Below are 20,473 nucleotides of genomic sequence, written 5' to 3' on the forward strand. Positions count from 1 at the left end.
TTTTTAAAATCATTGAAATGACCCAACGGAATCGAGTGCCATTTTCTGAAATTACATAATAAATATCATATAGTTAGTCAGTCTTACGACACGTACCGATAATGTACCCTCGATCGCATCAAGAACCTGCTCAATATCATCTGTGCGGAACACACCGCTGACGGACAGATCGTGAAGTTCGGGGTTTACCGCCACTATGCGCCCGTCGTGATAGGTATTAAGGACATCCAGCACATCTGAAAGCGGGGCCTGATAGAAAACCATTTTGCCTTTGCGCCAGGCTGTTGTCGCAACGCGATCAAACCGCGTACTTTCTCCGATACCACGCGATGAAAGTGTCGTTGCCTCACCCGCAACCAATGTCACAGTTGCGTTGTCGTCGCCCGTATTCTCGCCCGCCCCGTCAGCAGACCAGTTCACAGCAACCTTTCCTTGCTCCAGACTGACTTTGACCCGTTCTGCATCCGAACGAATATTAAACGCCGTGCCCAATGCGGTCACATTCCCGAATTTCGTATGTACGACGAAGGGACGCTGCGCATCATGCGCAACATCAAACCAGGCTTCACCCGACACCAAATTCACGCGCCGGGTATTCTCGTCAAAGTCAACGGACACAGTAGTTTCTGCGTTCAATTTGATCTCGCTGCCGTCCGACAGCGATTTGGTCAGGACAGAATGCTCCGCATGCAGAAAATTCTCGTCAAACATCGCCATGACGTTCGGATAAAAGTTTTGCCCAAGCCCAACGAAAAGCAACAAACAAGCCGCCATTGCTACCGCCATAACAGGCCGTATATAGCCACGTTTTTCTCGCACAATCTGGCGTGTGCGGCTTTGCGTATCGCCTGACGATCGCGCCTGTCGTTTTACAGGAAGTGCCAATCGGCCCCAAAGCTGCTCGACCTCGGCGTAAGCCCGTTCGTTATCTGTAGAAAATGTCTTCCATCTTTCAAACTGTGCAATCAGCTCTTCCTGCTCATCCGCACTTGCAACATCATTTGCTTCGCGCAAACGCGTGTGCCAAATCACAGCCTCGTCAAATAACTGCTCTGAAACCGGCTCAAGGGGCATGTTGTGACGATCCGTCATTCAATCGCACCTGAAGGTTTATGATATTCGGCCATCGCCATACTGCCGCGTAATATAGCGGGGCTGCGCATGTTTACACCGTAAAAGACCACAGGTTTCAAAACTCGAAGATACACTTTCAGTTATCCGCATGTGCTTTTTGAAGACTGCGACGACATTCCAACATCGCCTTGCGAATGTGATTTTCAACTGTCTTAACAGATACATCCAGTCTTTCAGATATCTCGCGCATCGAAAGTTCTTCACCACGATACATCAAAAAAACCTGGCGGCACTTCGGCGGAAGGGTTTCAACAGCTCGAGAAATAATACGCAACTCCTGCTGGGCGGCGGCCACGTCTTCTTGTGACGGTGCCTGGTCAATTTCAACAATCCCGGGGGCATCTTTTTGTGATGACCGAACGGACAGATGAGGCAGTCGCCCATAAGTTTCAGGAGAATTGTGGCTGCGACGATAATGATCCGCCAAAAGGTTGCGTGCAATTCGAAAGACATAAGCGCGCGGGTTTTCCGGAATAGTCTCGGCTGCGCTTTTTGCCCGCACCCAGGTTTCCTGCACGATCTCTTCGGCCACGACATCAGATCCGCAGCGTTTTCCGATAAAAAGCAACAGGTCGTCATAATATTTCTCGACGACCAGTTCTAAGCTGGTTGAAACCTGCCCGGCTATTTCTGACACAATGCCTCCCCGCTTGAGGCTGCCGATGGAAGTTTCAGTTGTCTAACAGCTTCAACAAACCTGTATTACACGATTTTGATAATCATTCGCAAATATTTTATAGATATATGTAATGCGAATGAATACGCCGCTGTTCTTGAGGTTCTTTGGAGGGGAGAAGATTGGAGCGGGTGAAGGGAATCGAACCCTCGTATGCAGCTTGGGAAGCTGCCGTTCTACCATTGAACTACACCCGCAAAGCGCGCGTTTTATAGCCCGCTTTGTCGAGGTGTGCAAGCAGATCAAAAGACAGCTTGGCAATTTATTTCCTTAAATCGGCCCTTCACGCCGGGGCACCTTCGCACAAAAAAATCGCCCGGAGTTGCATCTGGAAACATCAACAGTTCCCTGATGGAAGTCCGGGCGATAATTCCGTCATTCTGACAAAAATCAGATACGTGGGATCGTCACTTAGCGTGCGCGTTCGGAAATCGGTGCATTCACTGACAATTCCATATCCCACGGGAAGTAAATCCACGTGTCCTGGGACACTTCGGTGACAAAACTGTCGACGATTTCACGGCCAAGCGGCTTGGCATATACAGTGGCGAAATGCGCATTCGGGAGCTTTTCACGAACGGCCTTTGCGGTTTTACCGGTATCGACCAGGTCATCAATGATCAGCATATCGGTGCCGTCACCTTCGATGCCTTTGAGCCATTCCAGTTCGCCACGGCTTTTGTCGGAATAGCTGCGCACACAAACCGTATCAATCAGGCGAATATCAAGCTCACGTGCAATGATCGCCGCAGGAACCAGCCCACCGCGGGTAATCGCGATAATGCCTTTATACGGGCCTTTTTCCAAAAGACGCCATGCCAATGCACGTGCGTCGCGATGCATCTGTTCCCAAGATACCGGGAAACCTTTGTTATACGGAGCTTCGCTCACAAGAATTCTCCTGCGCCAGATCAGTTCGCCAAAACGGGTGGTCTTCACATCGTGAACGATACCAAACCGTCAAGGACCGCAACTCATAAAAATTTAAGGCGCTTAACTACGCCTTGTTTGCAGCAAAGGCAAGGGCAGCCGTCATTTGCCGCATCCAATCCACCTTCGGACAATAGCGCAAAATTAAACAGTTGCAGATTTTTCAATAGCTTCGGCTGAATTTTCATGGCGGTCATGTTCTGCACCTTCTGCCAATTCATTGTCCTGCGCAAACAGCGAGCGCACAAACGGTATGTAACTCAGCATGCCCAAACCGATTACCGCCAGCCAATTGACCGGGGCAATAGACAGCACAGACAGCTCCAGCACAATTGCGCCAAACGTCACGATCGCAACACTCAAAACCAAATCGAGCAAACAAATCAAAACCATGAACCAGTTGCGTGCGAGCTGGCGGTCACGCAGGTCAAGTTGTTCCGTCCAATGGTGTTCTGCATTGCGATTCCCTGACCAGACCCGAAGAAGTTTCGGGATCTTCGGAACAAACCTCATCATCGACAAAAACATTGAAAGTTTGTTCGCCAAAATCAGTCCGAAATATTCAAGAGGATTGCACTCCCTGTCTTGGGCATTGCTGGCGTGTGGCAACGCAGGAAACGACCGCCGCGCAAGCCCGGCCAGTCCAAAACGTAAAAAGACAATGATCGCCAGTGTCATGATTTCAATCAGGTCCGCTGTCAGCCAGGAACTGTATGTTGCCTTGTCAGAAAGATATGCTGACCCGTTGCTCAGAAGGTTTTCCAACGCCATTGCATGCAGGAAGACGCCCGGAATATCCGTATCAAGCGTTGGTGGTCGAACCACATCCTGAAACCCCTGGAGGTTCTGACCATACATCACAATGCGATCTTTAAAATTCTCCACCCATCGCCCGGCAGAAGGGGTGTCACGATAAACCTGTTCTGCAGAAATTGTGTGAAACGGTGCACAGTTGACGTCGGCTCGCGCCCCGATCCCAAACAGTGTCGCCAAATTGCCAGTTATCCGTTTGGCAACATTCGGGTCGCTATATTGCGGACCGCATTCATAGGGTGGAATGACATTCCCGGATTGATCATATGCCTTTGTCCAGGCCGAATAGTCCGCTTGCCGGTCCGGCCATGACAGCCACATCGGACGGACCACCAAATCGTCCCGCCATGCCAACCATTCCGATTTGTCTGCTTTGGGCGGCATAATCAATGCCTGGTCACAGTTCCAGCCACGCCTTATGGATTTTGCGCGCTCTTTGCCAGAACAAAAATGCTGATAGATCGTTGTTGCTGCTGCGGTAATTCCGGAAACATCACATCCAAGGAGGTTGCCGTTCCCCGTCCGGCGCATGACTGCATCATCACAAAGCGGCAAATCATCATCCTGGAGATTTGCAACGCGCCCGGCGTTGCGTAATTCAGGGGCCAATTGATATGAAAGTGCCCTGATATCAGCCTGGCCTCGCAAATCACCCCAGCCCGACACCAGAGTTACATATGGTGCAAGCTCTGACAGAACAGCGTGGTGCTGATAAAAGTTAAGCGCCCCGGCCTGCAAATATACCGGAATATCCATCATCTGGTACATCTGCAACGTACTGACCAGCATCGTCAGGCTGTCGTCATGGACATAAAGCTCGGGCATCCATTCGTCAGAAAGAACACCTTGCGGTGCTGCCGCGCGCCGGTCGCGGAACGTAAAATCGATGAACAGTGCCTTTGGCTTTGCCGTCAACAACTTGCGCAAAACCTTGGCATGCAATCCATATACCGCGGGCCAGCTTGATTTCAGCCCCGCCAGGGATTCGTCATCAAGAAGAATAACGCCAATATCATCCACCCGGCTGGCTGGATATAGCGGTGCCCCAACTGTCTGGCTGAAGACAGCATAGCTGTATTCATCAACCGCATCCCCAATGGAATCCGGCTCGATCAGCAAAATAATCGCGGCCAGGGCGACGTTGATTACCCCCCACCACACTGGCTTGAGACGGGCAACTTTGAATTCTTTTTGTTGCCCGTCGCTACGAAAACTTTCTTGCCCCATTTACATACCGGCCATTTGTCCGGCGGGGGAATTTCCCGCGCACATGGCACGCTGTTGCGGATACCGGGTCACACATCCGATCAGCAGTTCGTTTTCACGCACTTTGTTGCCGCTTGCTTTTACAAGTGGATACAAAAACCGGTAAGTTTCAAGCGGCCAGTCATAGTAGGTCGCAACCTCTTCAACCCGGTTGAACGCCGTTTTGGTATTCCCAAGCGATTTAAGAATCTCGGCCCGCTTCATTTCAACCGGCAAGGCAAGAATCTCGCCATTGCCGATAAGGTCAATATTCTGGGCTGCTTTCTTGAGGTTCCCCTGACGTTCGCGAACTTTGGCAAAGGCCCAGCGTGTGTATGGATGACTTGCCGTCGGTCCGCTTACGGCCTTGCGGGCATCAGCTTCAAGAACACTCAGATCAATTTCACCGTCGTCACTTTCCAAGGTCTGCAAGATTTCGGCTGCTACCCGGTAATTTACCAAAGTGCGTTTGTTGCGCTTCACGACAGAATCAAACGCGTCTTTGTGAACCATCCTGCTGGCACGCTCCGGCATGTATTCCCGCATACCATAAGCAAATATTTCCTCGGCACGTTCTGCTGCGTCATCATGCTTTGCTGCAAGATTTTGCTGAATTGTGCTGACCGCGTTTCCGAGCTCGGAAAGGAACTGATTCAGCAGAACATTGTCCTCGCCTTTCGGCTGGAATTGCATCTGAAGAAACAGTTCAAGCTGGTTCCTGGTGACCTGGTAATTTGCACCGAACTTTTCTTCTGCTTCTTTGGCTACTTCAAAATAGCCAGATGCTCCTTTCGGCTGGTAGCCGGCTTTCACCATCAAATCCAGACCAAGATAATCTGCAACCCGCTCCTGGCTCCGATCCCAGTTGGGCAACAAAAGATCACGCAAGATCAAATCACTTCCATACATCTGCCCGGCCTTGCGAAGCAGGTCGCTTTGGTTATTTTCATTCCCAAGCGCAATATCCGCAGCTGTCAAAAGATACGGACGCAGCATGGAAAACAGGTTTTCCGGGGTATGCTGCATCAAGACGTGGCTGTATTCATGGCCAATCAAAAAGGCCAGTTCATCCTCGCTGCGCAGATATTCGAATGCCGAATGATAAAGAAACACTACACCTTCACGTGCGGCATGTGCGCCCGGTCCGGAATTGCCGATCAAAACGACCTCGGCTTTCGGTGCCCCGACTGGCGCAACGGCTATGATCTTGTCCAGTACCCCTTGAGCATAGTCCTGAAGCTCGTTGATCGGGGCCTCGCCGATTGACTGGGCCATGACCATAGCTTTCGCCGAATGGATTTCCTCAATCGTGTATTTCTTGGCTTCCGGAATAGAAACCGTATCGATCAACTTTCCTTTTTCCGGAATTGAATCCGAAAGAAATTGCATATCTTTGACGCAACCGGTCAGCGTCATCACGCCAACGACCAGGATCAAACCCAGCTTTTTCATTTTTATTTCCCCTTAGCCGAGACGCAATCAGCACCCGCGCCCCGTGTCCCCTTACCGCCGAGTGTCCCGATGTCTCCTCCGCAGACGACCGGGCTACGTGCGACTTCTTTGCCCTGTACGACAATCATGTCGTCAGGAATCCAGTAGATTTTCTGTTCATCGAGAAAACGGACCTGGTACGCCCCGAAATTCTTGCTGTCGTGCGAATAGAAAACGACCTGAGCGGGAAAATTTTCCCCCAGGACCATTCGCTCGCATTTTCGGGATTCGCCACCAGAATCACACATGACAACGGGGAACGAGGGATGGGTAACAGTGACCTCTCGAATTTCTTCGTTCTGTGCAAAAGCACTGCTAATACCAAGCACACATAGAACTGCGGCCACAAAACCAGACCGAATTAGAGTTGCCATCCGATGTCCCCCAATCATGTATCCCGGACACAACCGGTACATGTGAAGCATCATGCATCTTCGAAAAAGATGATGTAACTGTTCGAAGGGGAACTTGTGCTATCCAATCAGATAGTTAGAGGTTTTTCGGATTTCACATAAACCCGAAAAACATCAACTTACCTTGCCGAACTTATCACTTCTAAATTGCAGCTTCGTTTCTTTGGCGTGCCTGCAGCAGCGTCAAAAAGTCGCCTGTCAGCTTTTTGACCGGTGCTGTCCAGTCGTTGGGGTCCTGTTGCCGATAGATCCGCATGGTCGGATACCATGGACTGTCGGCGCGATCGACCATCCACCGCCAGTCGGTTGTGAACAGTTGCAGCATCCAGACCGGAACGCCCAGCGCACCGGCAAGATGGGCCGGCGAACTGTCAATGGTGATCACAAGATCCATTGCCTGCATCAGGGCCGCACTGTCCCCGAAATCATGAATATGGTCGCCAAGGTCGGTCACAAAGGCCTGAAGACCGATCTTTTCGATGTCGCCGCGACGATCATCGATCTGGAAACTGTAAAAGGCGGCCCCTTTGCCCGACAGGATCGGCAGCAGCATATCAAGCGGACAAGACCGGTCACGGGGATTGAGTTTCCCGGCCCAGATCAACCCGACCTTAAGAACCGTACCCGGGGTCGGCGCCAGCCGGACCTGTTTGCCTGGCGGCGGCGAAAGATAAGGGTCAGCCGAGATCTTTTGCAGTTCCGCAGCCCCGATCCCCATCACATGGGGTAAGCTCAGAAGCGGGACATGCACATCGAATTCCGGTAACGGGCGGCCTTTTTCAATCAATGTCCCGACACCGGCCACAGTACGCATGATCGGCATCAGTTCCTTGCGACATTCAAGAATGACGTGCCCCGCCTTTTTGGCGACCAGCGGTACAAACCGGGCAAACTGGATCATGTCGCCAAAGCCCTGCTCGGCGCGCAGCAAAATCCGTTTGCCCCGAAGATCGGATTTGCCATCCCATTCCGGTGCAGTATCAAGCGGGCGAATCGGATTGTCCGCCAACTTGCGCCGGGTTTCATACCCGGCCCAGCCATCCGCATAATTACCCAACGCCAGATGCGCCAACGCCTTGTCCCAGTTGGCATCGACATAATCGGGATCAATCGCAAGCGCGCGGTCGAAATATTCCAGCGCCTGCTCAAACCGGTTGAGATCGCGGTAGACAAGACCAGCATTGAACGTGTGCGACTTGATGCTGTCATCAAGTTCGATGGCCTTCTTATGCGCGACAATGGCCTCGTCAAAACGCATCATTTCACGCAGGCAGTTTCCCATATTCGACCACAGTCCGGCATTGTCCGGACGCAGTTCCCCAGCCCGGCGATACGCCAGAAGGGCCGCTTCGAATTTCTTGCTGCGCCGTAACGCAACGCCAAGATTGTTCCACACGTCGGGCTGTTGCGGGTTTTGCCGCAAGGCTGCGCTGTAAAGACGGATCGCATCGTCAATCTGGCCGGCCTGATGGGCCGCCAGTCCACGCTGGAACAAATCATTGATCACACGGCGCCGCTGAATGGCGGCCGCGTTTTCGGCCCCACCATTGGTTCCCGTTGTCCCGGTGGCAGGTTTGGATTGGGTATCACCGCTCGGTGATGCATCGCGCGTGTCGGTATTGCTTTGGGCTTCCTGACTTTTCGGGGAAACAGCAGAATCATCTGCCGGATCTGCCTTAACTGTCTTTTTGGTTGCTGACGATTTCGTGCCTTTTTTGGCCTGTCGCTTTTTCGCCGTTGTCGCAGATTTAGCCATCCTGATCCCCTTGTGCCCCGCATGTTTCCTGATCGGAGCAAACCCGTGCGCGATGACACGGACATCTGACTGCACGCCATCGCCCTATCGAGTCGGCGGCACATCTTCACATAAGCACATTAGTATATTTTACCAAAAATTACCTAACCAATAGCAGTATTTGTCGTTTCAATTCACAGAAACCGAATATTCGCCAAACCCGTCGTTTCTTGTTTCGGGAATGTGACTGTATGGGGTAGCCTCAATCGCAGGAAGAGAAGGTTTTACTCAACTTCTACGTCCCCACACGGTAAAGTGGATAAAATATAAAAACGCAGAATGATCCTGATTCCTTAAGATTCAGGAAAACAGTCTGCCAATACCTGTCAGGCTTCGTAACAGATCAATGGCGAACTGCGCGACAGTATATCTAGGGAAGCGACTTAAAGCCTTTGAAGGAGTGGGAGACCATAAATGGCTGAACCAAAAAGATCCGGTGCTTCTGTCGGACGAAAAGTTATCTTCGTTATCGTCGCACTTCTGGTCGTGGGCTTTGGCTCAATGATGACCATTCAGACTGTTTCGCAGCACGAAGCCATGCTCGAAATCATGTATAATGAATCGGTCGAAAAAACCGAAATGCTGTCGACTGCAGTCCAGCCAGGTTTCATTGCGATGGATGGTGCGTCCGTCGAAAAAGAATTTCGCAAAATCACCGACAAGGAAGGTTCACAGCTTGCCAGCCTGATCGCGGCCAATCCCGGTGGTGACGCCATTGGCACCTATCAGTCAGAAACCCTGCGCCAACATGATCTTCCTGCCTTGGTCGAGCCCTATCTTGAACAGATCGAAAACAAGGAAGTCGTCAGCTTCATTTCCGAAGACGCGGTCATTGTCGCAGCCCCCATCACCAAATATTCCAAACGCCGTGATGAAGACCAGTATCGTGGTATGCTGGTGACAGCCTGGTCTCTTGATCGGGTAAATGCCGAAGTCAAACAGGCGGTCATCATTCAGGTTGCCCTTGCTGCTGCGATCCTTGTGGTTCTTCTGGGCGCGACCTGGATTGTGTTGCGCAACCAAATCCTGACCCCGATGGTCAAGATCAATGGTGCGATGCAATCACTTGTTGATGGCGATCTTGATGTCGATGTTCCGGGCGTCGGTCGCAATGACGAAATCGGCGAAATGGCATCGTCTGTTGAAATCTTCAAGGAAAATGCCAAACGCGTTGCCCAGCTTGATCGCGAACGCGAACAGGAACGCGAACGCGCCGAAGCCAAACGCCGCGAAGCCATGGTTGGCCTTGCCGGACGCTTTGAGCAAACCGTCATGGGCGTGGTTGATGGTGTATCGGGTGCATCCGGTGAAATGCAGCAGGTCGCCCAGACAATGGTTGCCGCAGTCCAGCAGAACGAAGCTGGTTCCCAGGCTGTGGTTGCGGCCGTCGAACAGGCCAATCACAGTGTGGAAACCGTCGCCAGTGCCGCCGAAGAACTGGCCGTTTCCATCCGCGACATCAGTGCGCGCGTCAATGAAACATCCAATATCACCGCCAATGCCAGCACCGAGGCCGTTCGCGTCAACGAAATGGTCCAGGGGCTTGATGTTTCCGCCCAGAAGGTCGGCGAAGTGGTTCAGATCATTCAGGCCATCGCCGAACAAACCAACCTTCTGGCCCTGAACGCCACGATCGAGGCCGCCCGTGCCGGTGACGCCGGCAAGGGCTTTGCCGTGGTCGCCAACGAGGTCAAAAATCTTGCCAATCAGACCGCACGTGCGACCGAAGATATCTCTGCCCAGATTTCCGGTATTCAGGGATCAACCCAGGAAGCTGTCGGTGCAATCGAAGGCATTACCAGCATCATCGCCAATCTGAATGAAATCGCCACCGAGGTCGCAGCCGCGGTCGAGGAACAGGGCCAAGCCACGACCGAGATTTCCAACTCGGTCCAGCAGGCTGTTCAAAGTACGCAGGAAGTGACCAATCACATCCATGAAATGCGTGAAGCCGCCCGTCAGACCGGCGAGGCCGCCCATCAGGTACTTGGCGCATCTGACAAGCTTAACAGCCAATCGGGCACATTGCGCGGTGAAGTCGGCAACTTCCTTGACGAAGTCCGTGCAAGCTAAGCCATCTGCCACTGACCAAGAAAACGCCGCCCGGCAATCCGTGGCGGCGTTTTCTTTTACCGGAATTCTTCAGCGCAGCGGATCGCACTTTTGGGCATTCTCATCAACGCGCATCATCATCAGATCATCCAGATCCTCGTAACCATGCTGTCGGTAAAGCGGTTGCATATCATCGGTCGCAAGCACCCATCTTTTCACCCGGCGAAGATCGGGATGCGTGTGCAAGGCGTCAAGCATCCGGGCAGCAATCCCGCGTCTGCGAAAGTCGGGATCAACAAACACGTCGGCGACATAGGCAATGGCAATCTGATCACTGACCACCCGCGCAAAGCCGACTTGCCGGCCGTCGCAAAAGGCCCCGACCGGAAATGACATTTCGACGGACCGGTCAAATTCGCCACGTGTCCGCCCACCCGACCAATAGGATGACGCGATAAAGCCATAACAATAGGCAAGATCAATGCGCGCGGTCCGTACTGATTTCGACTTTGATGTCGGCTGGATCAGTATCGTCGGTCATAAGACAAGCTCCCGGAATGCCAGATGCGGCTATTTCAGATAGACCGCAACACCCAGCGCAATGATCGCCACCCACAGAACAAGCGTTTGGCGCGAAATGCCCGTCGACTTGTTTTGGCCATTACCCGATTTTCCGCGCATGGCCGCCACCGTTTCAGGATGCAGTCGCAACCCCTGATCGGTCAGAACCGAGGATGCCTTTTCCGCAGCTTCAAGCACGCGGGGCAAACGTCGCAACATTGATCCGGCCTGAAGGGCTGCTTCCTTGACCTTGGCTTCCGGACCAAGGTTTTCACGCATCCAGTCTTCGATCAGCGGACGCGACAGTTCCCACATATTTTCATTCGGGCTGAGGATACGTGAAAGTCCCTCGGCAACGATCATGGTTTTCTGAAGCATCAGAAGCTGTGGCTGGGTTTCCATCCCGAACTGTTCGGTAATCTGGAACAACTGCCCCAACAAGCGCCCGACCGAAATATCGGCCAGTTCCTTGCCCAGGATCGGCTCGCCAATTGACCGGCATGCCTGCTGGAACGTTTCAAGCGACTGGTTGCGCGGAACATAGCCCGCTTCGAAATGAACCTCGGCCACGCGATGGTAATCACGCGTCAGGAAGCCCAGAAGCATTTCCGCCAGATACAGACGTGTCTGTTTATCGACACGTCCCATGATACCGAAATCAACAATGCTGACCCGACCGGTTTCATCGACAAACAGGTTGCCCGGATGCATGTCGGCATGGAAAAACCCGTCGCGGAAAACCTGCTGGAAAAACGCGCCCGCCGCCTTGGCCAAAAGGGCTGAACGATCAATTCCCATGCGATCAAGGGCCTCGACATTGTCGATACGCACGCCTTTGACACGTTCCATGGTCATCACATGTTCGGCCGTTCGTTCCCAATCAATCTGGGGAATGTAATAGGTCGGATCATCTTCGAAATTATCGCGGAATTCCGATGCCGCGGCCGCCTCAAAACGCAAATCCATTTCAAGATGGACACTGTCTTCAAGCGCCTTGACGGTTTCAACCGGTTTCAGGCGGCGCAAGCGCGGCTGCGTCAATTCGACAATTTCGGCAACCCAGTAAAACAGATCAAGATCACGGGCAAACCGCACCTTGATATCCGGACGCAGCACCTTGACCGCGACTTCGCGGCCATCTGTTGTGGTGGCAAAATGAACCTGCGCGATTGATGCCGCGGCAACTGGCGTTTCATCGAACTCGGCAAACAGAACATCAAACGGTTCGGCCAGCTGTTCAGTAATGATCCGTTTTGCAATTTTGGCCGAAAAGGGCGGCAAGCGGTCCTGAAGCGATGACAGATCGGCAGCAACATCATCACCGATCAGATCGGACCGCGTCGCAAGTGTTTGCCCAAGCTTGATGAATGCCGGTCCAAGCTCTTCGAGTGCGCGCGCCAGACGCCGCCCGGGCGGTAACCCGGACCGCCCGGAAAACGGGGCTGTCAAACGGGCAAAAAATGCCAGAATTTTTCCACCCGGCACAAGGGCCAGCGGAAACAGGGCATCATGACGTGCCAGGGTCCGCGCCATGGCAAGCAGGCGAAAGCTGTTTCGGACAAACCGGATCATGCGCCAAGCACCCTCAAACCCGCCAACCGGAATGAATGGCGGCAATCCCGCCCGACAGGTTGCGGTATTTTACCCGCTCGAACCCGGCCGCACGGATCATCGACGCAAAGGTTTCCTGATCCGGGAATTTGCGAATGCTTTCGGCCAGATACTGATACGCTTCGCGGTTCCCCGCGATAAAGCGACCAATTTCAGGCAAAAGCTTGAACGAATAGGTATCGTAAAGCTTATCGAAGCCCGGCACTACGACCTTGGAAAATTCAAGACACTGGAACTTTCCGCCGGGCCGCAAAACACGGAACGCCTCGGAAAGGGCTTCTTCGATGCGAGTGACGTTGCGGATGCCAAACGCAATGGTATAGGCATCAACCGAGTGATCGGGCAGCGGCAGTTTCTGCGCATCGCCAACGGTCCAGTTGATGTTCTTCAAAATCCCGTGGTCAGCCGCCCGGTCGCGTCCGACATGCAGCATTTCATAGTTGATGTCGCATACCGTGACCGAACCACCGCCATTTTTCAAAAAGCGGAATGCGATATCCCCCGTGCCACCTGCAACGTCCAGAAGCTTCATGTTCGGGCGCGGCTTAAGCTCGTTGATGAACGTGTCTTTCCACAGACGGTGGATACCGCCGCTCATCAGATCGTTCATCAAATCATATTTGGACGCGACAGTGTCGAAAACCTCGCGCACCATGGATGCCTTCTGGCTTTCAGGAACATCCCGAAACCCGAAGTGGGTTGTGTTTTCGCCGTTTTCGCCCGCGGCAGGGTCTGTATGCTTGCTCATGGTCGGGAAAATAGCGCAGCAATGATTATCCTGCCAGTGGAAAGCCATCGGAAATCGCAAATATCCTGTCGATATGATGCAGTTTCTGCTAAGTGACTCTGACGCACCAATTGTTTGCCGTGCGAATTAGAGTGACGACAAGACAGGATACCCCGATGAGCTGCATGGTCAAAATCTGTGGAATCAACAGCGAAGATGCCCTTATCGCGGCCATGAGTGCCGGGGCAGATGCATTGGGCTATGTGTTCTTTCCACCAAGCCCGCGGCACATATCGCTTAAGGGTGCCAAAACCCTGACCGAACGGGTCCCCAACAGCATCCTGAAAGTCGGCCTGTTCGTCGAAGCCGGTGACGAGGCACTTGAAAATGCGATCAAGGCCGGAAGCCTTGATGTCATTCAGCTCCATGGCAAGGAGAGCCCCGAACGCGTCGCAGCGGTCAAGGAACGTTTCGGTCTCAAGGTGATGAAAGCCATTTCGGTAAGTACCGCCGATGACATCGAAAATGCCAAGTCCAACTATGACGGCGTTGCCGATTTCCTGCTGTTTGATGCCAAACCGCCCAAAGACAGCATTCTGCCCGGTGGCAATGCCGTGTCTTTTGACTGGACGTTGCTGACCGGTCAGAACTTCAAAAGTGACTGGATGCTTGCCGGTGGTCTTGATCCCAATAATGTCGCCGAAGCCGTCGAGATATCCGGTGCGCCATGGGTAGACGTCTCATCAGGTGTCGAAAAATCCAAGGGTGTAAAAGACGCCCGGAAAATCGCCGATTTTGTTCGCGCGGCAAAAGGCTATTGATCACCAAATTGATCAGGGCCGGAAAATAAGGCCCTGATAATTTAACCATTTCTGAAGCGATTGGCGCAAAACTCACCTGGCAATCAATACTCTATTGCCGGATCGGGCTTGCGCGACATGACAGCGACTCTTCGTTCAAAGACACATAAATTGCTCCATGGTGTTGAACGCCATTCGCGCCTTTCCCTGTTCGTTCACCTGATTCTGGCCAGTGCGATTGTCATCAATGTCGTGTCGGTGATTTTTGACTCGGTCCAGGAACTGGCCGAAAGATACTATCTGCAATTCGCCATCATCGAGATCGTTTGCACCCTGATCTTCACCGTCGAATACGCATTGCGGGTCTGGTCCGCCCCCGATGACGAACGTTTCAGCGGCCGCCCATGGGCACGCCTGCGCTATATGTTCACGCCGATGGCGCTGATTGATCTTTTGGCGATCCTGCCGATCCTTCTGTGGTTCTTTACATCCGTCGATTTGCGATTTGTGCGGATCATCCGGTTGCTGCGTTTGCTGAAATTCACCCGCTATTCCACCGGGCTGGAATTGATGTTGCTGGTGTTTCGACAGCAATTGGGCATTTTTGGTGCCGCCAGCGCCGCACTGGCCTGTATGCTGGTATTCAGTGCCGGTGCGATCTATGTCGCCGAACACGAAGCCCAGCCGGACGCCTTTGGCAACCTGCTTAAGGCACTGTATTGGAGCGTCATTACCCTTGCCACGGTCGGCTATGGCGACGTTGTGCCAATCACACCGTTTGGCAAATTCCTGGCCAGTGTCATTTCCCTGACCGGGATCGGGATTGTTGCGGTTCCGGCCGGTATTCTGGCATCGGCTTTCAATGCGGAATTGCGACGTCGCGAAAATGAATACCGTCATCAGGCCACCCGTCAGCTGATGGGCAAACGTCTGACCGAACGGGTTCGCCACAAACTGAAATCCCATCAGGAAGAACTCGGGATCAGTGACGAACAGGCCCAATCTGTTCTTGATGACATCCGCGACGTTCACCGCAATGAAAGTGACGAGATTCTTACCTGTCCGCATTGCCATCAGCCCCTGCACATGGAACTCAAAGAGGCAGAAGGCAACAGCTCGACGCAAAAGCCTTGACGCCGGGAAATTTTGCGCACATGGTTTGAGCCATGAAAACACATGGCATGAACCCGATCCGTATTTCCAATCGTTGGTGGTGGCTCGCTTAAGCGGGCGGCCAATACACATGCCCTGAACATACCGGCCGCCTCATTCTTGCAGGCGGCTTTGTGTTTTCAGACTTCCCTTTTTCCTGATCATCACATGGCTCCTGCGGCACAAGGCCCCAAAAGGAGTATCTGAACGTGACGACCCCAATTCAGGAAACCGGCATTTCCGACGATCAGGCCGAATACCGATATACCACTGATGGCGGTGTTTCGGTCATTCGTCGCATGACCACCATTGGTTATGAGAACGCCACCGAAGGCCTGATTGATGCCCTTGATCAGACCAAGGGCGTGCTTCTGTCTTCAAGCTATGAATTCCCGGGTCGCTATTCACGGTGGGATATGGGGTTTGATGCGCCGCCACTTGAAATTGTCGGGCGGGAACGCGGCTTCGCGGTGCGGGCGTTGAATGACCGCGGTCGGGTCCTGCTGGATGTGATTTCCGACATTCTGGGAAGCCATCCGCATGTCGACAGCATCACCGATGGTGAAGATGGCCTTTATGGCGTGGTCAAAAAGCCCGCTTCCTGGTTTGCCGAGGAAGAACGCAGTCAGCAACCAAGTCTGTTTTCGGTCGTCCGCGCGCTGCGCGATCTGTTCGGCCACAAGGGCGATGAGCGCCTTGGTCTTTATGGTGCCTTTGGCTATGACATCGCGCTTCATTTCGAACAGATCAACCTGACACAGGACCGCCCGTCCGATCACAAGGACATCCACCTGTTCCTGCCCGACCGTTTGATCACGGTCGATCATGCGTCAAAAATCGCCACCCGGATCGAATACGAATTCATCACCCCTGACGGGCACAGCACGGCCGGCCTGCCCCGCAATTCCCAGCCCCATCCACCATCGCGCGGCAACAATGCCGTTGTCGAAAATGACATGAAAACCGGCGAATATGCCGCCATCGTCGATGAAACCAAGCCCCGCTTTGCCCGTGGCGAACTGTTCGAAGTTGTCCCCAGCCGCGTTTTCAGAACCCCTTGTGCCACCGCACCTTCGGAAATTTTCCGCCGTCTTAAACGCCGCAATCCGGCCCCTTATGGCTTCCTGATCAATCTTGGTGACGGGGAACATCTTATTGGCGCATCGCCCGAAATGTATGTCCGGGTCAAAGGGCAGCGCATTGAAACCTGTCCGATTTCCGGCACGATTGCGCGCGGTCGTGACGCGATCGAGGATGCCGAAAACATTCGCACATTGCTTAATTCGACCAAGGATGAGTCGGAACTGACGATGTGCACCGATGTTGATCGCAATGACAAGGCCCGCGTTTGCAAACCCGGAAGCATCCGCATTCTTGGTCGTCGCCAGATCGAAATGTATTCACGCCTGATCCACACGGTCGATCATGTCGAAGGCCGCCTGCGTGACGGGTTTGATGCGCTTGATGCCTTTCTGACCCATTGCTGGGCCGTTACCGTGACCGGTGCCCCCAAACGTGCAGCCATGCAGCATATCGAAGCCGTCGAACGCAGTGCGCGCGCATGGTATGGCGGGGCGATTGGTGCGGTTCTGTGTAACGGTGATCTCAATACCGGATTGACCTTGCGCACGGTACGCCTGAAACAGGGTGTCGCCGAAGTTCGCGCCGGTGCCACCTTGCTCTATGATAGTGAATCAGACGCCGAAGAAGCCGAAACCGTCCTTAAGGCATCGGCAATGATTGATGCCGTTACCCGCGATGCCAAGGATGAAGTCACCATCGACCCGGCAAGCTCGGGCATTGGCAAACGCGTTCTTTTGATCGATCACGAAGACAGCTTCGTGCAAAACCTTTCCAGCTATATCCGCGCAACCGGTGCCGAAACACTGACACTTCGTCCCGGTTTCCCGGACGAGGCATTTGATGATTTCAAACCCGATCTTGTGTTCCTGTCACCGGGCCCCGGCCGTCCCGATGATTACCATCTGCGCGACAGCATCGAACGCGCCCTTGCGGCCGGCTTGCCAGTCTTTGGTGTTTGCCTTGGATTGCAGGGGATTGTCGAATTTTTCGGCGGGTCACTTGGTCAACTTGTCACACCGATGCATGGCAAACCGTCAAAGGTGAAACTCGATACCACCGATCCGCTGTTTGACGGATTGCCCGAAGACATTGTTGTCGGCCGGTATCATTCCCTGTTTGCCAAGGCGGCTGAACTACCTGCGGACCTGAAGGTTACGGCGCGAAGTGACGATGGCGTGATCATGGGCATTCGTCACAGCAGCCTTCCGATCAGTGCCGTACAATTCCATCCGGAAAGCCTTCTGACCCTTCAGGGCGATGTCGGAATGCGGATGATTGCCAACCTGTTGCGCAATCCGCATGGCACCCGCCCCGGCGAAGAAGAAACGTCGGACACCATGACTTCGGATATCAAGGCAGCTTGATACCTGCACCCGATCTGCGCTGTGTCAAATCCCCCCTTAAGACACAATCGCGCAGATCACAAAGCGCAACGGCCGTGCTCCTCCCTCGCGGCCGTTGCTTTTTTATCTGTATGTCTGCCTGTCTTTGGATCAGGCGTCATCATCATCAAGTGTGCCGTCAATCACCGAATAATCGGGCGGCGGTGCCTGACGGAATTTTTCCGGATCCCCTTTGCGCTTGTCACGGGTCCGCGAAATCCAGCCACCATAATGGGCTTCGGGTTTCGGTTCGGTCGGCGCACCGGCACGCACCGGACGCGGCGCAAACCGGCCCAGACTGATCAGGCGGTCATACATCACGATATTTGCCGCAATCGCGACATTCACACAGAAGCTCATCGGGATCTTGATGATGAAATCGCATTTTTCCTGCATTTCATCGGACAGGTTGCCGCGTTCCGGACCCAGGATATAGGCCGCCTGTGACGGATGCTTGAAGCTTGGCAGTTCGATCGCATCGGGGGTCAGTTCAATGCCGACCATCCGGCACCCTTGCGGCAGGAACAGGTTGTCATGATCCGGGAAATGGTAATAGGGCATCTGTTCGCCCGACTTTGATGTATCGGTGATGTTTGAACGTTCCTCGCGGAAGTCCGCATCAACCGTAAACGCAAAGCTTGCGCCAAAGGCATGGGCGGAACGAAACAGGGTGCCCACATTCAAAGGCTTGCTTGCCCCTTCAATTCCAATCCCGAAATAGCCGCGCATATCTTCCTCCGTGCCGCACGTCACGCCGCATTCGGGCCGGTGCGAAATCAACTCCATGACAAGACAAGGGGTCCATACCCCACCGGGGCTATACCCCCATGCGCCCGATAAGGCAAGCAAACCGCCCGATAAACCCGTCAGACGACCGCGCTGTTTTCACCCGCCTTGCGGTTTTATGGAACAACACGCCCACAATTTCGTTCTTAAAGTCATACGGCAACTGCCACTATTACGAGCAACCCCGAAAGCAGGAGAACCCGATGAATTGGGATCAAATTGCTGGTCGCTGGAAACAGGTACGCGGTCACGTCAAACGCGAATGGGGCCGCCTGACCGAAGATGATGTCGACCGCGTTGATGGACAGCGTGAAAAACTGGTGGGCCTTATTCAGGAGGCCTATGGCATTGAACGTGAAGAAGCCGATCGTCAGATCCGCAACTGGTTCTCGCGCCTTTAAACCGGTATTACGCCACACAGATTTATTCGCCCGCATGGATCGCTTCAGGCTTGATCCTTGCGGGCGAAGCTGTTTTCTATGGGACTAATCATTAACGATCCCACCCAGGAATTTCATGCCCGTCAAATCCCCCTGTATCGGTGTTTGCGTCCTTGATGCCAAGGCTGGTTATTGCACCGGTTGCTATCGCACCGGTGACGAGATCGGCGCATGGATGGGGCTGAGCGACGGCGAAAAAAAACGTGTCCTTGCCAAATCAAAGACACGGAAAAAGTCACATCAAAACATCCGCCAAAAACAGACAGGCTCCTGATAAGAATCAAAACCTGTTTTTGATGTGTCCTTGGACGTACGGGCGACCCTGCCATGTACGCGAAGACGGAAATCTGCGATAATTTCACATCCGTTTCATGCGCCGTGACAAGGTAGATTTCCATGTCCCAAACCACACCACCGCCACCACCATCGGCCAGTGCATTGCGCCAGCTTTGCCGTATTGCTGATCAGGCAACATTGGCGACAATTGCCCACGATCATAAACAGGTCACTGACGGCTGGCCCGTGACCTCGATGGTTGTCCCGGTCATTGATATTGACGGAACACCATTGCTACTGATTTCCGATCTTGCCGATCACACGCGTCATATCCGCGCAGATAACCGGGTCTCACTGTTGTTTTCGCCCGCCCCACCTGCGCAATCGCAGCACCAGCAGACCGCCGCGATCCAGACAGACCGCGCGCGGCTGACACTTTTTGGTAAAGCTGTTGCTGATCCCGACCCCCATACCCGTGCGCGCTATTTGCGCGAACAGCCCGATGCCGGTCAGTATGCCGACTTTGCCGATTTCGCCTTTTACCGGATCACGGTCGACGCAATTTATTGGATCGGGGGATTTGGCAAACAGCGTCGCCTCAAAGGCGATCAGTTCATCGTTCCCGATTGTCACCCGCTCGTCACCGGTCATGACGGCATTGTCAGCCACATGAATGCTGACCATCTTGATGCCATTGCCGACATTGTTGCCCATTTCACGTCCCACGATCCCGCAGCCGGCTGGAAAATGCATTCGATTGATTGTGACGGCATGGTTCTGGACTGTCACAAACCCGAACAGCCACCGATCAGAATCGACTTCGCACGCACCATCCATTCACCGGGCGAAGCGCGCGATATTTTGGTCGAAATGTGCAAAAAATCGCGCGCATAAGTCGGACCATTTGTATTCCGAAAATTTATTACTTCGACCCTGAACATGGAATTTTCGCAAACGCAAAAGTCGCTACGTTTTCCTAGGTATTAGGCAAAAGGACCGGTTGCTTTTAAGACACCTTTGTAACAATATGTCTCAACACAACGATTTCCCACAAATTGTTGTGTAAATTAGGATATTAACCCCCAGCTCTTTTAATTCCCACCAGG

General features: G+C 53.3%; 18 protein-coding genes and 1 tRNA gene. 7 read left to right on the plus strand and 12 right to left on the minus strand.

What is annotated here, in order from left to right; translation table 11 throughout:
* Nucleotides 1–51: 51 nt before the first annotated feature.
* The 8 genes from M9H61_RS12455 to M9H61_RS12490 form a co-directional block, all read right to left on the minus strand.
* Nucleotides 52–1,092: a FecR family protein gene (locus M9H61_RS12455; protein ID WP_250280753.1), complete on the minus strand. Its 1,041-nt coding sequence runs from the start codon at nt 1,090–1,092 to the stop codon at nt 52–54.
* A gap of 118 nt (nt 1,093–1,210) precedes the next feature.
* A complete protein-coding gene (locus M9H61_RS12460) occupies nt 1,211–1,771 on the minus strand; it encodes an RNA polymerase sigma factor (RefSeq protein WP_250280755.1) in 561 nt (186 codons plus the stop codon).
* Nucleotides 1,772–1,933: 162 nt separating this feature from the next.
* Nucleotides 1,934–2,007: transfer RNA gene (locus M9H61_RS12465), tRNA-Gly, on the minus strand.
* 214 nt (nt 2,008–2,221) lie between these two features.
* On the minus strand, nt 2,222–2,701 hold the full coding sequence (gene gpt, locus M9H61_RS12470; protein ID WP_068517785.1) for a xanthine phosphoribosyltransferase: 480 nt from the start codon (nt 2,699–2,701) through the stop codon (nt 2,222–2,224).
* Between the two features lie 183 nt (nt 2,702–2,884).
* Nucleotides 2,885–4,780 (minus strand): CHASE2 domain-containing protein, encoded by a 1,896-nt coding sequence (locus M9H61_RS12475; protein WP_250280756.1) that lies wholly within the window; start codon nt 4,778–4,780, stop codon nt 2,885–2,887.
* Nucleotides 4,781–6,250, minus strand: a complete 1,470-nt coding sequence (locus M9H61_RS12480) for a M48 family metalloprotease (RefSeq protein WP_250280758.1) — start codon at nt 6,248–6,250, stop codon at nt 4,781–4,783. It abuts the gene before it with no gap.
* A gap of 2 nt (nt 6,251–6,252) precedes the next feature.
* Nucleotides 6,253–6,663 carry a hypothetical protein gene (locus M9H61_RS12485; RefSeq protein ID WP_250280760.1) on the minus strand — a complete coding sequence of 137 codons (411 nt, stop codon included), beginning with the start codon at nt 6,661–6,663 and terminating at the stop codon, nt 6,253–6,255.
* 181 nt (nt 6,664–6,844) lie between these two features.
* Nucleotides 6,845–8,458: a tetratricopeptide repeat protein gene (locus tag M9H61_RS12490; protein WP_250280762.1), complete on the minus strand. Its 1,614-nt coding sequence runs from the start codon at nt 8,456–8,458 to the stop codon at nt 6,845–6,847.
* 453 nt (nt 8,459–8,911) lie between these two features.
* On the opposite strand from M9H61_RS12490, the gene M9H61_RS12495 reads away from it, so the two are divergent.
* A complete protein-coding gene (locus tag M9H61_RS12495; protein ID WP_250280764.1) occupies nt 8,912–10,570 on the plus strand; it encodes a methyl-accepting chemotaxis protein in 1,659 nt (552 codons plus the stop codon).
* Between the two features lie 69 nt (nt 10,571–10,639).
* On the opposite strand, the gene M9H61_RS12500 is transcribed toward M9H61_RS12495, so the two are convergent.
* The 3 genes from M9H61_RS12500 to ubiE form a co-directional block, all read right to left on the minus strand.
* Nucleotides 10,640–10,945 carry a GNAT family N-acetyltransferase gene (locus M9H61_RS12500; protein ID WP_250280766.1) on the minus strand — a complete coding sequence of 102 codons (306 nt, stop codon included), beginning with the start codon at nt 10,943–10,945 and terminating at the stop codon, nt 10,640–10,642.
* 174 nt (nt 10,946–11,119) lie between these two features.
* A complete protein-coding gene (gene ubiB, locus M9H61_RS12505; protein WP_250280767.1) occupies nt 11,120–12,682 on the minus strand; it encodes a 2-polyprenylphenol 6-hydroxylase in 1,563 nt (520 codons plus the stop codon).
* A gap of 13 nt (nt 12,683–12,695) precedes the next feature.
* Nucleotides 12,696–13,469: a bifunctional demethylmenaquinone methyltransferase/2-methoxy-6-polyprenyl-1,4-benzoquinol methylase UbiE gene (gene ubiE / locus M9H61_RS12510; RefSeq protein ID WP_068517793.1), complete on the minus strand. Its 774-nt coding sequence runs from the start codon at nt 13,467–13,469 to the stop codon at nt 12,696–12,698.
* A 155-nt stretch (nt 13,470–13,624) separates the two neighbouring features.
* Between ubiE and M9H61_RS12515 the strand changes: the two genes are divergently transcribed.
* The 3 genes from M9H61_RS12515 (at nt 13,625) to M9H61_RS12525 (ending at nt 17,847) form a co-directional block, all read left to right on the plus strand.
* Nucleotides 13,625–14,269: a phosphoribosylanthranilate isomerase gene (locus M9H61_RS12515; protein ID WP_250280769.1), complete on the plus strand. Its 645-nt coding sequence runs from the start codon at nt 13,625–13,627 to the stop codon at nt 14,267–14,269.
* Nucleotides 14,270–14,386: 117 nt separating this feature from the next.
* Nucleotides 14,387–15,382, plus strand: a complete 996-nt coding sequence (locus M9H61_RS12520) for an ion transporter (protein ID WP_250280771.1) — start codon at nt 14,387–14,389, stop codon at nt 15,380–15,382.
* Between the two features lie 227 nt (nt 15,383–15,609).
* Nucleotides 15,610–17,847, plus strand: coding sequence for an anthranilate synthase component I (locus M9H61_RS12525; protein WP_250280773.1), 2,238 nt, complete (start codon nt 15,610–15,612; stop codon nt 17,845–17,847).
* Nucleotides 17,848–17,976: 129 nt separating this feature from the next.
* On the opposite strand, the gene M9H61_RS12530 is transcribed toward M9H61_RS12525, so the two are convergent.
* Nucleotides 17,977–18,594 (minus strand): RNA methyltransferase, encoded by a 618-nt coding sequence (locus M9H61_RS12530; RefSeq protein ID WP_114112395.1) that lies wholly within the window; start codon nt 18,592–18,594, stop codon nt 17,977–17,979.
* Nucleotides 18,595–18,854: 260 nt separating this feature from the next.
* Between M9H61_RS12530 and M9H61_RS12535 the strand changes: the two genes are divergently transcribed.
* The 3 genes from M9H61_RS12535 (at nt 18,855) to M9H61_RS12545 (ending at nt 20,261) form a co-directional block, all read left to right on the plus strand.
* Nucleotides 18,855–19,052 carry a CsbD family protein gene (locus tag M9H61_RS12535; protein WP_101246965.1) on the plus strand — a complete coding sequence of 66 codons (198 nt, stop codon included), beginning with the start codon at nt 18,855–18,857 and terminating at the stop codon, nt 19,050–19,052.
* A gap of 115 nt (nt 19,053–19,167) precedes the next feature.
* Nucleotides 19,168–19,365 (plus strand): DUF1289 domain-containing protein, encoded by a 198-nt coding sequence (locus M9H61_RS12540; RefSeq protein ID WP_250280774.1) that lies wholly within the window; start codon nt 19,168–19,170, stop codon nt 19,363–19,365.
* 122 nt (nt 19,366–19,487) lie between these two features.
* The gene (locus M9H61_RS12545; protein ID WP_250280776.1) at nt 19,488–20,261 is read left to right on the plus strand and encodes a HugZ family protein; all 774 of its coding nucleotides are present in this window, start codon (nt 19,488–19,490) and stop codon (nt 20,259–20,261) included.
* The last annotated feature ends 212 nt before the right edge of the window (nt 20,262–20,473 follow it).

Origin of the sequence: Thalassospira sp. GO-4, from assembly GCF_023588965.1 — a bacterium.
Taxonomy (GTDB): domain Bacteria; phylum Pseudomonadota; class Alphaproteobacteria; order Rhodospirillales; family Thalassospiraceae; genus Thalassospira; species Thalassospira povalilytica.

Bases quoted from the DNA above. Each gene is read 5' to 3' on its own strand.
- ubiB (WP_250280767.1), bottom strand. From the start codon at position 12,682: ATGATCCGGTTTGTCCGAAACAGCTTTCGCCTGCTTGCCATGGCGCGG.
- M9H61_RS12475 (WP_250280756.1), bottom strand. From the start codon at position 4,780: ATGGGGCAAGAAAGTTTTCGTAGCGACGGGCAACAAAAAGAATTCAAA.
- M9H61_RS12480 (WP_250280758.1), bottom strand. From the start codon at position 6,250: ATGAAAAAGCTGGGTTTGATCCTGGTCGTTGGCGTGATGACGCTGACC.
- M9H61_RS12535 (WP_101246965.1), top strand. From the start codon at position 18,855: ATGAATTGGGATCAAATTGCTGGTCGCTGGAAACAGGTACGCGGTCAC.
- M9H61_RS12500 (WP_250280766.1), bottom strand. From the start codon at position 10,945: ATGTCATTTCCGGTCGGGGCCTTTTGCGACGGCCGGCAAGTCGGCTTT.
- ubiE (WP_068517793.1), bottom strand. From the start codon at position 13,469: ATGAGCAAGCATACAGACCCTGCCGCGGGCGAAAACGGCGAAAACACA.
- M9H61_RS12485 (WP_250280760.1), bottom strand. From the start codon at position 6,663: ATGGCAACTCTAATTCGGTCTGGTTTTGTGGCCGCAGTTCTATGTGTG.
- M9H61_RS12515 (WP_250280769.1), top strand. From the start codon at position 13,625: ATGAGCTGCATGGTCAAAATCTGTGGAATCAACAGCGAAGATGCCCTT.
- M9H61_RS12495 (WP_250280764.1), top strand. From the start codon at position 8,912: ATGGCTGAACCAAAAAGATCCGGTGCTTCTGTCGGACGAAAAGTTATC.
- M9H61_RS12540 (WP_250280774.1), top strand. From the start codon at position 19,168: ATGCCCGTCAAATCCCCCTGTATCGGTGTTTGCGTCCTTGATGCCAAG.
- M9H61_RS12520 (WP_250280771.1), top strand. From the start codon at position 14,387: ATGACAGCGACTCTTCGTTCAAAGACACATAAATTGCTCCATGGTGTT.
- M9H61_RS12455 (WP_250280753.1), bottom strand. From the start codon at position 1,092: ATGACGGATCGTCACAACATGCCCCTTGAGCCGGTTTCAGAGCAGTTA.
- M9H61_RS12490 (WP_250280762.1), bottom strand. From the start codon at position 8,458: ATGGCTAAATCTGCGACAACGGCGAAAAAGCGACAGGCCAAAAAAGGC.
- M9H61_RS12530 (WP_114112395.1), bottom strand. From the start codon at position 18,594: ATGCGCGGCTATTTCGGGATTGGAATTGAAGGGGCAAGCAAGCCTTTG.
- M9H61_RS12545 (WP_250280776.1), top strand. From the start codon at position 19,488: ATGTCCCAAACCACACCACCGCCACCACCATCGGCCAGTGCATTGCGC.